The organism is Maribacter sp. BPC-D8, from assembly GCF_035207705.1.
In the GTDB taxonomy this organism is placed as follows: domain Bacteria; phylum Bacteroidota; class Bacteroidia; order Flavobacteriales; family Flavobacteriaceae; genus Maribacter.
On record NZ_CP128187.1, the window covers coordinates 3,674,599 to 3,693,340 of the forward strand.

The window sequence follows — 18,742 nt, forward strand, 5'->3', positions numbered from 1 at the left end:
GAGATCAAATTTAATCAATCTACATGTAGAATTAATACGTACAACGACAATTACTGATACCTTGAAATAAATCTACCCCTAAGGTGATTACATGCGTACCAGAACTATACCCAAGAAGTTCGTTAAGTATAACTTGATAAGAATATCCGAAGTAAAAATTACTTTTCTTTAAACCTGCTATTGGAGCGATGTAAAGCGGATTACCAATTTGATCGTTCAAGAAACGATAGTTGACACCTGCATAGAAATAATCTTCAAAATCGTAAAATCTAAATTTCAAGTTTAAATCCGTAACAGAACGCCCATCACTCTCGAACAACTGAAACAACACAGAAGGTTCAATTTCCATCTTGCTGGTTCTTTTCTTCATGTATCTATAACCAGTATACACATAATAGTTTCTTAGTCTATTAGGCTCGTATAAGGCGTTGAAATTACTTAAATTTTTATCTAAGATATTTGAAGCATTGATACTGAAATAAAATTTGTCATACCTATATAGTGCACCAATATCAAAGTTGTGATTTGTTGTTGCCTTATCGCCAACATATGCTGGATCGGCAATTAAATCAGGATTTGTGTTATCAATTCTAAATTGGTTAAAATTATACGAGAGACCGAATGATAAAAACTCATCATCATAACGGTCTAAAGTAAGGTGGTGCGCAAATGAGAATCTAGCTCCCTGTTGCTTTGTTTCACCATTACTATCGTTATATAAAACCATACCAATACCAGATTTTTCACCAACACGCATATCTGCTGCTAGAGATTGGGTATCGGGTGCATCTTTAATACCTACCCATTGTGTAAGACCGTTAAGTCTTATTTTAACATGGTCACCAATACCTGCGTAAGTTGGGGACATTACAAAGGGGTTATCGGCAAGATATTGAGATAATTGAGGTATAGTAAGCTCCTGCCCTCTTAGGGAGAATACGCTTATAAATAATACCAGTGTCAATAGACTGTTCCGCATCATCATTTTTAGGTTAAGTTTTTAACGGTATAAAGTAAAGTGTCCAACAAATTCTCTTTCATCACGATCGCCGTTCAGTTTAACTACGTACCAGTAGTCACCGGTTGGCAATTCGTTGTCTAAGTATGTTCCATCCCAACCTTCAGAATCAACTTCTTGTTCGGAAACCACTCTACCATAACGGTCAAATATTTTTATTAGTATTTGAGGGTATTGTTCAATGTTTCTAGGGATCCATAAATCATTCTGACCATCACCATTAGGTGTAAAGAAATTATCAATTTCAATGTCTATGAACTCCATAAATATGCTAGCAATAGTAGAACATCCGTTCTCATCAACAACACGCACTTCATAGGTATCTGTTCTTGTAACATAGAATATATTATTATCACCATTGTCAAAACCATCGAAGTAGTAAGTATAACCTTCACGACCACCTTCTACAACAGCAGTTATTTCATTCATGTTATTTTGCTCTAAAACAAGTGTCAATGGTTCGAATGCTTCTATTACAAAGTCAATTGTTTGTAAACAACCATTAGAGTGTGCAATGGTAATATAATGGTTACCTGGTGCCGAGTTTCTAAAATCAGGATTCAACTGTAAAGCAGCTGGATCAACAGAATCTATCGCATAAAGCACATCGCCAATTACACTATCATCTTCTAAAGTGATATTCACAAAATTATCTGGTGTATCACTAGAGCATTCATAAATAGGCACTACAGTAGCATTAAGGTTTACTCCGGTTTCAATATCAACTACTACGTTAGTATCACAACCATTAGCATCTTTAATTACTATTAGGTAATTACCTGCTGCCATGTCATAGAATTCTGTTCTATTCAATACAAAATCTGCATCGTCATTAGAATTCAATGCCGTACTATATGGTGCAGTACCTCCTGTTATTTCAAGGATGATAGAACCATCATTACTATCAACACAAATTTCTGGTGTCGTATCTGCCATTACTTCTAAACTAGACGGCTCTGATATAGTATATGTCAAGTATTCAAAACAACCATTTTGGTCTTGTGCGATTATCGTATACTCACCGGCTGTCAATTCTGTAAATGTACCTTCAGAATAGAATTGATTTAAGTTCGGAGAAATCGCATATTGATAACCACCAGCTCCACCAGATAATGTAACCGTTATTTCACCATCATTTTCACCAGAACATGTAATATCTATTACGCTTTCTGTATATGTCAATGGTGTTGGCTCTGCAATAACAACAGTTTCTGGTGCTGTTTCACAGTCATCACTAATTACAGTTACATAATATGTACCTGCACTTAAATCTCTGAATACTCCTTGCGATTGTGGACCTGCAATTCTAGAAGCTACGCTTAAAGAACTATCAGTAAACAATTCATATTGGTAGTTTCCTAATCCGCCATCGGCAGTCGCATAAATAATAGCCGTGCTTTCGCCAGTACAATTCAGTACTGCAGCAGTATCATCAACAAATAACAATAATGGCGGTATTTCGCTTTCAGTAATTGCATTAGATATTGCAGAGGCACAACCGTTAATTGCATCACGTACATAGAATTGATATCTACCCGCTTGATACGTACCTGTTTCTGGCAAGTAAACTACATTGCCTGTCATTGGTAAGAAGTTGATATTGTCAACACTATACTCATATGAACCACTACCACCTGATGCGGTAAGTTCAAATTCTGCGCCTTCAGCACATGTTAATGCGTCGGTTCTAATTAAGCTAGCCTGTACTTCGGTTGGCTCTCTAACCTCAACGGTATTTGTTGTGGTATCACAATTCCATCCGTCAACTACGGTAACACTATAGAAACCTGCACCTAAATCATTGAAATTAGGATTCGTTTGGGCTCCCGTAGTAGTCGTAATCGTAGTACCAGTTGCATCGTAATAGTTCAACTGATAGCTATATGTGCCGCTACCGCCACCGGTTACATTTGCAGTAACTACTGCTCCTGTATCACCGTAACAAGCTAAGTCTGTTACAAGCGGAGTAGCATTTGCTACTATTGGAGTCGCAGCTGCCAATGTTTCTGTATAGTTTACTTCACATCCGGCATCATCGGTAATGCTTACTGTATAAGCACCCGCAGCTAAATCTGTAAAGACTGCCTCGTTTACGTCATCCATTGTATATACATCACCAGTTGTTGTGTTGGTTAATACAATATCATAAAGTTTGTATCCGCCTTCAGCGGTAACTCTAATTTCACCTTGATCATCTGTACAAGTAGCTTCAGCCAACGTTGTAACAGTTCCAATCAACGGTCTGTCCGGAGAAATTATAGTTACGCTATTAGTGTCTTCAGAACATAAAGGAATATCAGTTTCTGTAATAGTAACATAGTAACTACCGCCAGATAATCCTGTAATCGTTCTTGGATTAACACTAGTATCTGATGCTGTAGCAGGAATAACAGATGTACCCGCAGCATTGAATACCTCGTACGTATAATTACCAGTATATCCGTCAACATCAATTTCTAAGCTTCCATTAAGTTCACCAAAACAAGTTACTGCAGTTGTTGCTGTTGCTGTAGCCGTTATGAAATCGAACGGTGCAACAGTATAACTAGCTGTATTTACATAACAACCTGTATCTAGATCTGTAACTCTAAAGACATAAGAACCTACAGTATTCAATTCATAGGTCGCAGAAGTTGCTGTCGTACCTATCAATGTACCAGTTGCATTACCAATTGGTAACAACTCATAACCGTAGTTATGTGCCAATCCATTATCTGCAACCGTGATTGTTATTGTTTCATCAACTGTACAGTTAATGGCTACATCTTTAGCAATAGAAGCTGTGAACGTGTTGATAGGTTGAATTGTAACCGTATCGAACGTAGTACAACCTTTGGCATCTTTTACATATACATCTATAGTTTGTGCACTTCCTGTATCGCTAACATTAAATGTATTCAATGCTTGGAAGATGATATTATCTATACTGTATAAATAAGGTGCGGTACCTGTACCTACGCCAGCAGTCGCCGTTATTGTTGCCGTGTTAACACTATTATCTGCTGAACAGCTAAATTCTGTCGCCACTGCACTAACCGTTAATTCTAATGGTTCTGTGATCGTTTCATTCTTGATGTCTTCACAACCTCTACTAGAAATAACTCTTACTTCATAATCACCTTCTGGCAACCCTGTAAACAAAGGATTGGTCTGTGTTGCAATCGGAGTAACCAAGTCAGCAATATCATATAATTCATATTGATACTCAGGATTTGAATTTGTAGCGGGATCAATATTAGCTCTAATACTACCGTCTGTACCACCGAAACAACTTACGTTTACAATAGTTGCGTCTAATAATACTGGATCTACTGGAGCATCTAATGTCTGAGTCACTGTTCTTTCACAAACAGGATTCGTTGTATCTAAATCTCTTACTAAGAAACTATATGTACCCTCAGCAACTAAACCTGTAAAAATTGGATTGTTCGCCTGAGTTACTGCTGGACCTGTTGGAGGTGTCATTATAAACTCAAGGTTTGTTGAACCACCGGTTACGTTAACCGTGATTTCACCACCTGGTATTGATGAACAATCAATAGACTTATCTACTGTCGTAGAAACATCCATTTGCTCATAAAGCACCACCGCATTAGTTGTAAAAGGACAACCCCATTGGTCTATAATCGTCACGTCATAACTACCAGCACCAAGACCTGTAAATACTCTTGTGTTTTGTGGTGCACGGAAATCAGTACCGTTTAATCTTAATTGGTATGTATAGTTACTTCCTTGTCCGCCAGTAGGCATACTCACTTCAATTTCTCCTTGTAAGTTTGTACAGTTCTCTATATTTACTTCTAATATTGCCGCTATCGGGTCTGGAATATCAAGTACAATATTATCTTGAATTAATTTCTCACAACCTTCAGCGTCACGAGCCCAAGCTTGGTAAGTTCCAGCTGTAAGTGAATCGAAAGTAGCACCTGCCACGAAATCTACAGTTGCAGGAACACCTACACCTACATAGTATGTATAGCCACCCCAACCACCGACAACATCGATTATTGTAATTGAACCATCATCACCAGGGTTACAAGTAATTTCAGTTACAACGGTATCACCACTGATATCAGCTGTTGGTCCGTTTATAGTGAATGCTTCTGCATTTGTACAGAATGGGTTATTATCTTGTCTAATTGAAACATAGTAACTACCGGCTTCTAAGCTAATATCTGCTGTAGGACCATTTGTAGTTGCTTCTGTACCAGAGATAACAATGGTATCATCACCAGTATTTGCTAATGTACCTTCGGTGTCATAAATAGTCCAAGTAAATCCGCCAGGGTATGTAGCATCAACTAATTCAAAGTTAACAGCGCCTGTTGCAGTACCATAACAAATAACATCACTTGTTTTTACAACATCGATGGTAAATGTATTTGGCTCTACGAGCGTTTGCGTCGCAGAAACGATACAACCTGTATCTAAATGCTTCACAAGAATCGTATACGATCCCGCAGATAATCCGCCGAACACGTTGGTTGGTTGGTAGTTTACGCCATTATCAATGCTATACTCGAATTTCGTAGCATCACTTAAGGTTGAAGTTACGACTACTGTCAATTCTCCATCACTAATTGGTGCACAAGTAACCGTATTGGAAACATTTGCAACTGCATCGACAATCTCATCAAAAGGAAGTATGGTTTCCGTTGTGCTACCAGAACATCCTTTGTCATCATAAACATTGATGGTGTACGTATCACCTGCTTTGTTTATAACGGTTAACACGCTAGACGGACCAGATTGTACAATAGCTGAACTACTATCTACGAACTCATAGATTACATAGTTACCGCTACCACCTGTAATGGCAGTCTCGTCAACAGTAATTGTAGCATTGTTAGGGTTATTACCCACAGTACAACCGAATTCTACTACCGAAGTAGTTACATTAAGTATCTCTAAAGGTTCATCAATTACAATGTTACCTGATGCAGTACTACAACCATTTGTTCCCGTTGCTGTTACTACATAGGTATTTGGAGGTAAACCTTCAAACGTATTGTTGCTAGCATTAAATGTTCCTGCCACAGGAGATATGGTAAATGTCAACGGGTTTACTCCGTTTTCCACCTGTGTCAATGTAATTGAACCGTCGTTAGATCCAAAACATGTAATATCTATATGAGAATCTGTAAATACTGGCTGAATTGCAGGAGCTAACTCTTGCGTTACCGTTAATTCACAAACAGGGTTTGTGGTATCTAAATCTCTAACTAAGAAACTATAGCTACCATCAACAGTTAATCCTGTGAATATCGGATTGTTTGTTTGTGTAACATTAGGACCTGTTGGAGGCGTCATTACAAACTCAAGGTTTGTAGAACCACCCGTTACATTTATAGTAATTGTACCACCTGGTATACTTGTACAATCAATTGCTTTGTCTACAGAAGTAGTAGCGCTTAACTGCTCGTATAATTCCACTGGGTCAGTTGTAAATGTACAACCCCATTGATCTGAAACAATTACTTCATATATGCCAGCACCTAGACCAGAAAAAACTAGCGTGTTTTGTGGTGCTCGGAAATCTGTACCGTTTAATCTTAATTGGTAGGTATAGTTACTTCCTTGCCCGCCAACTACGTTGCTAACCGTTACTTCACCCTGTAAGTTTGTACAGTTCTCTTGAGTAACAAGTAAATCGGCATCAATAAGATCTGGAACATCAAGAACAATATTATCTTGAATCAATCGCTCACAACCTTCAGAGTCACGAGCCCATGCTTGGTATGTATTAGCTCCTAATCCTGTGAAAGCAGCATCTGCTACGAAATCTGTAGTAGCAGGAACACCTACACCTACATAATACGTATAGCCACCCCAACCACCGACTACGTCAGTAATTGTAATTGAACCATCAGTTCCTGGGTTACATGTAATTTCTGTTACTACAGTGTTTCCGCTAATATCAGCATCAGGACCTGCAATATTGAAAAATTCAACATTAGTACAGAACGGATTGTTTGTTTGTGAAATAGAAACATAGTATTCACCAACACCTAAGTTAATTATTGGAGTTGGACCATTTGCCAATTCTGAACCACTATCAACTGAAGTATTATCGGTACGGAAAATTTCCCAATTAAAACCTGTGCTATATGTAGCATCAACTAATTCAAAAGTTACTTCGCCAGTATCCGTTCCAAAACAAACTACATCACTTGTTTTTATAACATCGATAGTAAACGTATTTGGCTCTTCAATTATAGCTGAAGCCGTTACAATACAACCTGTATCTGTATGTCTTATTAAGAAATTATAGTTTCCTGCAGACAATCCGCTAAAGACATTGGTTGGAACATAACTTGTACCGTTATCGATACTATATTCATATTTCGTATCATCACTAGCAGAAGACGTTGCTGTAACTGTAATTACACCATCACTTCCTGGAGCACACGTAACTGTAGTAGTTACCGCAGCCGTTGCACCTGTCATTTCATCATAAGGTAATACCGTAGCTGTTGTGCTACCTGAACAACCTTTGTCATCATATACATTAATAGTATAAGTCTCCCCTGTTCTATCAATAACCGTTAATACGTTTGATGGTCCAGACTGAACAATAGCAGAACTGCTATCAATAAACTCATACGTAACATAAGTACTACTACCGCCTGTAATAGCTGCAGTATCTACAGTTACTGTTGCATTGTTTGAATTGTTACCAACGGTACAACCAAATTCAACAACGCTTGCATTCACATTAGTAATTTGTAACGGAGTATTTACCGGACTATCAACCTCTAATTCACAACCACGACCAGAAGTAACACCTACTACATAATCTTCAGCAGGTAAATTTGTAAATATGCCTGATGTTTGTGACACACCAACCGGAGTTAATGTTAATGGAGCTGTTCTAATGTATAATTGATATTCATAAACAGGATTATCCATTGTTGCATCTAATGTTGCAACGATAGTACCGTCAGAATCACCAAAACAAGTAACATCGGTCATTACCGTAGTAAACAATACCGGTGTAGCTAATTCAAGTGATATTATTACCTGGGCACTACATCCGCTTAGTGTAGTATCATATACAAATGCAGTATACGTACCAGAATCTAAACCTGTAAAGCTAGCCATTGGTTGTGGCGCTCCGTTTACACTTACTCCACCTTCAAATAATTCATATTCGTAATTTGTAGAACCGCCAAAGCCTTTTATTAAGATTTCACCGTCTCCTTCAGCACATGATGGTTGTGCAACAACCTCAGCAGAAATAGAAACTGGAGCGAAAATCTCAATGTTTTCTACATTTCCACATCCGTTAAAATCACGAACCTGAACGGTATAACTACCAGAACTAAGGTCAGTAAACTGATGCGTAGTACCTGCAGTTGTTAATGTAGAAGACTGGTATGAACCACTGTTTACACTAAGTGTGTATGGTTGCGACCCTTCGCCGTCTAACGTAATTTCTATAATAAAGTCACCCTCATCTGCAGTACATTGGTTGATTACCAAACCAGAAATAGCTGGGGTTGGGTCATCTGCAATAGTAACATCTATTGGTAAAGCTGTTGAACAACCATTACCATCCATCACATAAATATCCCAATCTGTATTTACAGAAGGATCTAATTCTTTGTAATTATTAGTTTCATAATCGCCAGATACTGGAGTAGCACCATCTTGAACATAAGCATATGTGTAAGACCCATTACCGCCACCTGCAATAACAGTTACGTTAGCATCCTCTGAACAGTACCCATTATTTTGGTCTGCCAAAGTCAATGTAACCGGATTAGGCTCTAATATTCTAAACTCAAAAGTATTTGTACACTCTGGTGTAGCCGCTTCTTGGAAAAATAACACATAATCTCCAGGAGGAATATTCGAAACTGTTTCCGTAGCAGTTGGACCAGGACCGTTTGGACCCGTTACACTACCAGAATATGCAGCACCAACTGGTGTATTCGTTATACTTTCTCTTAATTCATAATTAATGGTCGTTACCGCCGCATCATAACCTTGGAATTGGAAAGCAATTGATCCATTGGTATCACCATAACAAGCAACATCGGTTACCGTTGGGGTTGGTACTACATCAATAGTTGATAAATTAGGAATGTCAGCATCAATATAACTAGAACAACCTGTTGTTACATCAATCACCTGGAATACATAATTCTGACCAGGATTAAGTCCGTTATACGTTGCTACTTCCTCATCAGTAGTAGCACCTGGTGTCTCAGTATCTGGCGTTGTACCTGCACCATAAATCGTGAAATCATAATTTCCAGAACCACCACTAGCCGTAAGTTCAACTGTACCACCAGTTACACAACTAACAGCAGGTATTACGGCATCAACAGCAATATATGGGTTAGAAAGAACTCTTACTGGGTTTTCATAGTATTCACAACCATTCGCATCTAACACACGAACATAGTAATCTCCGAACACCAAACCACCGAAGTTAACTATAGTAGCTGTAGTGTTTACAACAGGATTTGGACTAGTTGTTGTCGCTATATTATTAAGATTATCGTAAAGTGTATATGTAAAGTTTGGTGCACCACCACTTGTAATTGTAATTTCTATACTTCCTGGTATATCACCTGTTGCTCCACAACTAACGTCAGTAGCCACAACATTTGCATCGAACAATACAGGGTCAACAACATCTACACTGCCATTATACGTACATTCTTTAGAATCTCTAACAATATATGTGTATGTGCCAGCAGCTAAACCTGTGTAGACTCTTTGATTTGAAAATCCACCACTATTAAAATTAATTTCATAAGGGGAAGAACCAAAATTAGGGTCAATGTTAATTTCAACAATACCGTTAGCATCACCAAAACAAGTAGGGTTCGTTACCGTTTCAGTCGCAACAGGATTTACCGTTGCTGTAACCGTAACCAAATTAGAAACAGCAGTACAACCTTGGTCGTCTGTTACTCTAAATCTATATGTACCTGCTGTTGCCGTTGAGTGTGGGAATGTTCCTACGAAAGCAGCATAACCACCACCATTAACGTCTAATTCATATGTAAATGGAGCATAACCACCACTTGCAACTAAATTCATTGTAGCATCTGGTGATGCAGTACAATCTAGGTCTTTATCCAATGTAAGTGTTGCCGTTAATTGAGCTTCAATATCAAAAGTTACCGTATCGGTACAACCATTGGTATCTCTAATTTCAAAAGTATAACTACCAGGCGTAAGACTTGCGAAAGTATTAACAGTTGTAAATGTACCTGTACCCATTCTATAGGTATATGGAGCCACACCGCCAGTTGCACCAACTTCAATAGTCGCTGAACCTGAAACAGAAGAATCAAAACATACATCTGAACTTGGTAAAATACTTGCTACTGGAGCAACAGGTGCTGTTAATGTAAAGGTGTCCGTTTCCGTACATCCATTTGCATCGGTAACCGTAATGGTATGTAAACCTAATTGATCAAGACCTGTAAATATTCCTGAATTCTGTGCAGGCGTTGATGAAGCATTTGGTAATTCAATTACATAAGAATATGCAGAAGTACCACCTGTTACCGTAATATTTACAGCACCGTCATCAATACATGTAGGTTGTGTTGGCGTATTAGAAACCGTTAAAACTGAAGGCTCATTAATAATTTGAGTCAACATTTTAGTACAACCGGCAATTGGGTTGTCAACATCTCTAACATAAATTGTATAAGTGCCTTGAGATAAACCAGTTATTTGATGTGTTGCAGCAGTATCACTACCTTCGATAGTTGCAAAAGCACTATCATAGCTATACTCATAACCACCTGCTCCGAAATTCTCGACTTCAAAAGTTATCGTACCAGAATTATCTGCATTACAATCTAAATCTTCATAAGATAAAATTGCAGCATCAAAAGCATTACCATCTTGAACATCAACAATGATATCCGTAGTACACTCACTACCATAATCTACAGTAATGGTATGTTGACCAACTGTAGCATTATTGAACACATTGCCCGTTTGAGGCGTATTGCCATCAATGCTATAAGTGTATGTAGCATCATTTGGAAGAATTGTAATTATCCCTGTTCCATCACAGCTATAAGCAACAGTACTACTTAATAAAGGTGCTGTTGGTAAAGGAGCAATAATGATATTCGGAAGATTAATTACACATGCAATATTATTTGCATCTCTTACTTGAACGGTAAATGTACCATCAGACAAGTCGGTGAATACTGTTCCACCAGCAGTTGCCGCTGTCCAAGTACCACCGTTTAAGCTATATTGATAAGAACCAGAACCACCAGTTGTAGGTGTTACGCTACCAACAGTAATTTCTGCTAATTGGTTACATGTATAATCTTCTGTTTGTATGCTTTCTGCTACTATTTCAGGTAACTCATCTACATCAACAGATAATGTAACTTCACAATCGTTTACATCTCTAACTCGAACATCATAAGTACCAGCAGTTAAATTATTGAATAAGCTAACCGAACCAAAAGTAGTTCCACCATCAACACTATAAGTGTATGGTGCTTCACCACCACTTGGTGCTAAAGAAATACTACCGTTATTACCTCCAAAACAAGTAACATCAACAACAGTTGGTGTTGCTGCTACAGGAGCATCTTGAGCAATATTAATATCATACATGGCAGGACACGCATCTGCGCCTCCATTATTGTCCAAAACATAAACATCGTAATCTCCAGAACCAGTAACGGTAACCGGATTCGTTGTTCCGTAATCGCCAGCTGTTGGAATAGCTCCGTCAGCAACGACCGCATAAACGTAATTACCATCACCACCTGCAGCGGTAATATTTATTTCACTATCAGTACCACAAGCAGTTATTGTACTTGCACTTGCGCTAACTGTTACTTGTTGTTCGATGGTTATGGTTTGAGCCGCAGCATCACAACCAAAAGCATCGGTAACCTCAACGGTATATGTACCATTTGATAATCCCGTGAACGTATAAGTCGTTGCATTTACTGGAGCCGGAGTAACATAAGAACCGCCGTTGATTCTAAATTGGTAATCACCATTTCCTGCAGTCACATCTACAACAATAGTTGCATCATTACTACCACTATAACATACCGTTTCTTGAAGTGTAAATACAGGAGTTAATGGAGCAGTAACTACAATTGGTGTATCGCTTAAGTCTGAACAACCATTTGCGTCTCTCGCACGAACATAATATGTACCTGCAGGCAGTCCGTTAAAAACAGTTTCTGTTTGGTATGCAGTTACAATTCCGAGCACATCTTCTTCTAATTGATACATATAGCCCGGAGTACCACCTGTTGCACTAGCCGTAATTTCTGCACCACCATTGTTACATGTAAAATCTTGCGTAAGATTTGCATCAGCAACAACTAAAGTAGGCTCATCAATAATTTGATCGAAAAATTTTGCGCAACCTGGTAAAGTACTTGCTGCATCTCTAACATAAACTCTATAACTACCTGCTGCAAGACCAGATATCGTTTGTGGTGATACCGTAGTACTACCTAAAATACTGGCAAAATCATCTAAACTATATTCAAATCCGCTTGCACCATAATTAGCCACTTCAAAAGTGATCGAACCAGAGTTATCTGCATTACAATCTAAATCTTTATAAGAAAGCATTGCTGCTTCAAACTGAAAACCATCTTCGACAGTTACAATAATATCTGTAGTACACTCACTACCATAATCTACGGTAATTGTATGTTGACCTACTATTGCATTGCTAAATACATTGTTCGTTTGAGGTGTGTTGCCATCAATGCTATACGTATACGTTGCATCGTTTGGAAGAATTGTAATAATCCCTGTTCCATCACAACTATAAGCAACACTACTACTTAAAGAAGGTATGGTTGGTAAAGGAGCAATGATAATTTCAGGAAGAGTTACAACACAATTGATATTGTTTGCGTCTCTTACTTGAACAGTGTATGTGTTATCGGTCAAATCTGTATAGAAAGTTCCGCCAGCAGTCGCTGCTGTCCAAATGCCGCCGTTTAAGCTATATTGATAAGAGCCAGAACCACCAGTTGTAGGTGTTACGCTACCAACAGTAATTTCTGCTAATTGATTACATGTATACGCTTCTGTTTGTACACTTTCTGCTACTATTTCAGGTAACTCATCTACATCAACAGATAAAGTAACTTCACAATCGTTTACATCTCTAACTCTAACATCATATGTACCTGCAGTAAGATTATTAAATGAACTTACGGTGCCAAAAGTACCACCATCAATACTATACCTATAAGGAGCTTCACCACCACTTGGGGCTAATGAAATACTACCATTATTACCACCAAAACAAGTTACATCTACAATAGTCGGTGTTGCAGCAACAGGAGCTTCCTGGTCTATTGTAATATCATATAAAGTTTCACAGAAATCAGCTGCTCCACTATTATCTCTAACATATACATCATAGTCACCCGTTCCAGTAACAGTAACTGAGTTACTTGCGTTGAAATCACCAGCAGTTGGCGTAATTCCGTCAGCAACAACAGCGTATACATAGTTACCATCTCCGCCAGCACCAACAATAGTAATATCGGTATCGGTACCACAAGCAGTAATATCACTTGCGCTTGCATTTACCGTTAACGCTGGGTCTATGGTAATACTTTCTGTATCTGTACAATTATTTCCGTCTCTAACATCAATAGTATATGTACCAGCTAATAAACCAGAGAATACATTAGTACCACTAAAAGCACCACCGTTTAAGCTATATTCAAAAGTACCGTCGCCACCAGAAGAAACACTTGCCGTCAAGGTTAATAATACAGCATCATCAAAACAATCTTGATTTGGTGTAATTACTAAAACTGGTGCCGTTGCCGGATTTAAATCGAACGTGAATGGAATACTACAGTTGTTAGCATCGGTAATTGTTCCATTATATGTTCCTGTTTGTAATAATCCATTAAAAGAACCTGTAGTATTAGAACCAAATACAGTAGCATCTGGATTGCTTAATTCATATACATAACTACCCCATCCACCAGTTGCTAGAACACTTACACTGCCATCTGATGTACAGCTAGGTTGTGTTTCTATTAAGCTAGAAATTGCCAATGCCGAAGCAGGACCTTCTAATTCATGAGTAGCAGAATATATACAGTTAGTATCTGTATCTACAATATCAATTGTATATATACCAGGTGCTAAGTTATTGATGTTATCAATTAAAGCTTCGGTACCGCCAGTTCTTTCAACTCCTGTAGGACCAGTAATTGTATACGTAAAGTTTTGACCAGCTTGCAAGTTTACATTAAAACGAATAACTCCGTCTGCAGCACCAAAACAACTGATTGGTTGTGTAGTTTGACCGTTTGCAGTAATTGGGTTGATTGCATTTATTGTATAATTTTCATCATAAAAACAACCATCGGCATCTGTAACTCTTACCGTATAGGTGTCAGGAGCTAAACCATCAAAAGCGGCTTCGTTTCCTGTTGTGCTTGTTGGTGCAATTGTAGCAGGTGCTATAATTGAATATACATATGGCGCCGTACCATTAATTGCATTTACCGTTAAATTAACGGTTTGTGCCGGGCATGTAATCTGAGACTCCACAATAGTTAAATCTGTTGGAGGATTTGGTCTGTCTATCACAATTTCGTCAGTACTTAGCGTACAACCAGTGGCATCTCTAATGATAAGATTATAAGTGCCGTCTGTTAAGTTTTCAAAACGATGTGCATTTACGGTCGTATCTGGAACAAAGTTGATTCCATCAATACTATATTCATATGGAGCGGTACCACCGGTAACGTTTTGAGCCTCGATAATACCCTCTTGTAAACATGTATAATCTTGAATCAGAACCGAAGTACCACTAATAGCTGAAGAGGGTGCAGAAATAGAATAGTTCTCTTCATAATCACATGATGCACTACCTTTTCTTTGATTGATTACAACTCTATAATCACCATCTGCCAAGTTTGGAAAAAGACCTGTTGTATTCTCGGCTAAAGGTTGGTCATCAGAATCAAAAAGAGAGAATGTTAATTGATACCCATTATTATCTATTAAGTTATACTGAATTCTACCAGTAGATTCACCAAAACACAAAACATCATTAACTGTAGTGGCATCGAAATCAGCAGCAGGCTGAAATTCTATGGTTACCGTGTTTGATTCTTTATAACAACCGTTTCTATCTAATACTACAAAGACATAATCACCAGGATTTAAAATGTCAAAAATTTGACTAGACTGAAAGTCGGTTGCTGGTATATCAGCATACGTTGGGTAAGAAGTAACTATATTACCAGAATCATCTATATATTCCCAAATGGCATAGGTGTGTGGTGTTTTACCACCATCAGAATCCATTAAAATATTACCTTCTCTACACGTAATATGCTGAGATACCCTTGCGGTTAGCTCTAAGTCATTTTCATCAATAACAGTTACTGATTCACTATAAGAACATCCATCATCTGTAGAAATATAAGCTATATAGTCACCAGCACTTACATCTGTAAAAGTGTAGTTATTGTCTGCATGACCATTTTGACTATCTATAAGAGTACCTAATCCTCCATTTGCACCGTCATCTATTCTAAGTTCAAAAGCATATGGTGGATTTGCATCTGTAATCTGTAGGTTAACTGTTCCTAAATTAAAACAGGTTTCAGGCGTTACACTAACATTATATGTAATTGCTCGCTCACGCACCCCAATTACTGGAGTTGTAAAAATACAAGCATCTTCAATGGGGTTACCGCTAGTATCAAGTTGAGTAACCTCTACTCTATAAGAACCATTTTCACCAGAAGCAAAATCAAAACTTGGTCCGTTGTTAGCACTAAATGGAACGATTGTAGCATTGGTATCATTATCTACAAGTTGATATCCATAACCACTACCAAGATTTGTAATAGTAATGTTACCATCGGTATCACAAACAATATCTCTATTATTAAAATCTATATCTAAGTTATTCTGAAAACCTTTAAAGAAAAAGCGACTTGTACAACCATTTTGATAAATAACAGAAAGTCTGTATTCGCCTGGTGCATTTAATAAATAGTTACTACCTGTACCAACTTCTGTCCATGTACATGTAAGTGCTCTATTGGCACAATCTTCGCCAACATCAACACCACAACTACCTTCAACTAATCTTTCCCAAGCCACGCTTTGTGCATCAACAATGTTTACTGCCAATGGCTGCGAATCGTTAATACCACATAAGAAAATTTTTGGCAGGTACGAGCTGTCGTCAGAACAGAAAACTATTTCACCAGGTATATCATTACTTGGGTCTGTGTCGCCATTTACCTCATTAAAATATTCTGTTACCGGGTTAGGTAAGTTACCAGAACCAAATGGCTCTACTGTAATAATTTCTTTAAATCCTTTACAGGGGTCAGCAACAATTTTATCAACTATATACTGTCCAACTAATGTTACAACTTGTGTACTAGGATCATTATCTGGATCACCATCATTAATTTCAATATCAGACGCATCAATCTCGCCGTTACTGTTTGTGTCGCGATACCATATATAAGAATCGAAACCGTCACCAGCATTTAAAATAGCACTGGTACCACAAAGTTCAATTGTTCTTTCAAAGTTACAATCAGAAAGATCATCTAAAAGAAAGTTTGTAGCTCCCGGAATAACAAAACCGCATGTATTAAAATCAGTTACACTCGGATCATCTGTAACCTGTGCAGAATTATTCTCACCTCTATATGAACTATAAGCTAAGTTTTCAATTAAATCTGAACACGCATCAATAAAGTCAAAACAGTTTTCGGCAACTTGAACACGAAAACCAATAGAATATTCACCATCTTCATCTTCTACATAAACATCTGGTATGCTGAAAACAATTTCTCTTGTTGCTGGGTCGTAAGTATATGTTATCTCGTAACAAGTTCTTGGGGTACCAGTACATATTTGAGCAGGAAAGGTAAAATCTGTATCATTAAAAAAGCTTCGCCCATCTGGTGGAGAAACGTTTACTGGCAATACATCTCTAATCGTATAGTTTACACCATCATCATTACCAATGTTTTCGAAAGTTAAAACGTAATCTAAGGTTTGCCCTAAATGCACACCTTGACCTGTAATATCTACACCACCCGGTGTTTGTACTCTTTTCTCCAAAACAATATTCGGAGCAATAATATCAACATCAAAAGACGTAAAGAAGATATCATATTTATCTTGAGAGGAGCTTGCTCTTAAAATAGCGCTAGTTGCACCGTTAGGTATAATCGTATTACTGGCACCACCATTTGGTATTTCAAAAAGGTCAACATCCCAACCTAATGTATTTATACTATTAGGGTTTCTGGTTGTATATTGAGTATCAAATTGAGTAATACTAGAATTAAAAAAATTATTAGCAGGGTTTTGTCCATTAGATAATGTAGTAAAAGACCCGTTAGCATTTATTTGTAAAGCATCACCGCCAATTCGGTTATCACCTTCTAAAGCAGCAACACCCATGTTTGCATATACTGGAAATGGTGCGGGTAAAGTAGTAAATCCGTTAACCGGGATATCAATACTTTCTCCTGACTTTACACCTGCATAACCATCAAAAGTTGTTATAAATTTATCACCAGGTAAATTTGGGTTTTCATAAACAATAACCATTTTCCATCCACCAGAAATACCACCAGAAATACTATTTCCAGTACTAGCTCTTACATTGGCAACAAAATAATCTCCGTTAGGATTTGCCAAACCAGTAACTATTGAAGTTACATCTTTATATGCAGCATACGGACTATAATATCCAAAATCAGCATCGCCAGCACCATCAAAAATTATCTCATCTGCAGTGATATCTTGGTATGCACCACCTGGTGTTCTAAACTTAATATCATCAATAGTACTTCTATCTGAATTTACATAAACGGCCGACCAATATAAACCTGCATAGCGCACTAAAGAACAATCAACATCGGGTATTACCAAGTTCGCACTACTAGAACTAAAAGTGCTGGTATCACTATCGACATCAATGTAGCGCATGTCATAATTGTCATTGTAATTTGAAGCACTCCCCGTGGCGTTAAGAGGCGTATTTGCAGATACTTCTGGGGTAGTTACGTTTTCTATTCTCCAACGACCATTTCTCCACACCCATTGTCTACGGGTTGTAGAAGGCTCGTACCTGTTGACAATGTTGTTCGCAATAAAGGTTAGTTCACCTCGAATATCAGCTTCGTAACGAACGTCGAAATCATTTTTAACCTGAGATACGGCGGTTTGTAAACCTAGTGCCAAGAATAAAATGAAAAATAAATATTTTGAGTACTGTTTTCCCATAAGAGAAGTGTGTTTGGTAAAATCTAAAAAACGAGTCAGTTTGGTCATGTTCTAAAATTGTTGGAGGCTTCCTATCATTCGATATCCATTTCGCATCGTTCAGCGGGAAATTCTCCAATAACAAATATTAACCTTAGTAGTTACGTAAAGAATTTATTGTTGTGGTAACGATGTTTTCTGTTGTGAAACAGCAAATAGAATGGGTTTGTGATTTTAAGAAAAGAGTGTATTTCAACGATTAAGTACCCACTAGCGTAACTTTGATATTTTAATTTAAGTGGTAAATAGATAAAATTTAGTTGTAAATATTTTCGAAATAAACTGGTAGTTTTTGAATTTTGAAATGGTAACTAATGTCTTAAAAGCTCTAAGTTTTTATCAATTAATTTGGTTTTTCTATGGTAAAATATTCGATGTAATTTGGTTATAAAATGATGATTATTAAAGCAA

The 18,742-nt window shown here is 37.6% G+C and carries 2 protein-coding genes; both read right to left on the reverse strand.

What is annotated here, in order from left to right:
- Positions 1-31: 31 nt before the first annotated feature.
- Complete coding sequence (locus QSV08_RS16145; protein ID WP_324028381.1) at positions 32-979, reverse strand: type IX secretion system membrane protein PorP/SprF; 948 nt, start codon at positions 977-979, stop codon at positions 32-34.
- Between the two features lie 21 nt (positions 980-1,000).
- Complete coding sequence (locus tag QSV08_RS16150) at positions 1,001-18,340, reverse strand: T9SS type B sorting domain-containing protein (protein ID WP_324024746.1); 17,340 nt, start codon at positions 18,338-18,340, stop codon at positions 1,001-1,003.
- Between the last annotated feature and the right edge of the window lie 402 nt (positions 18,341-18,742).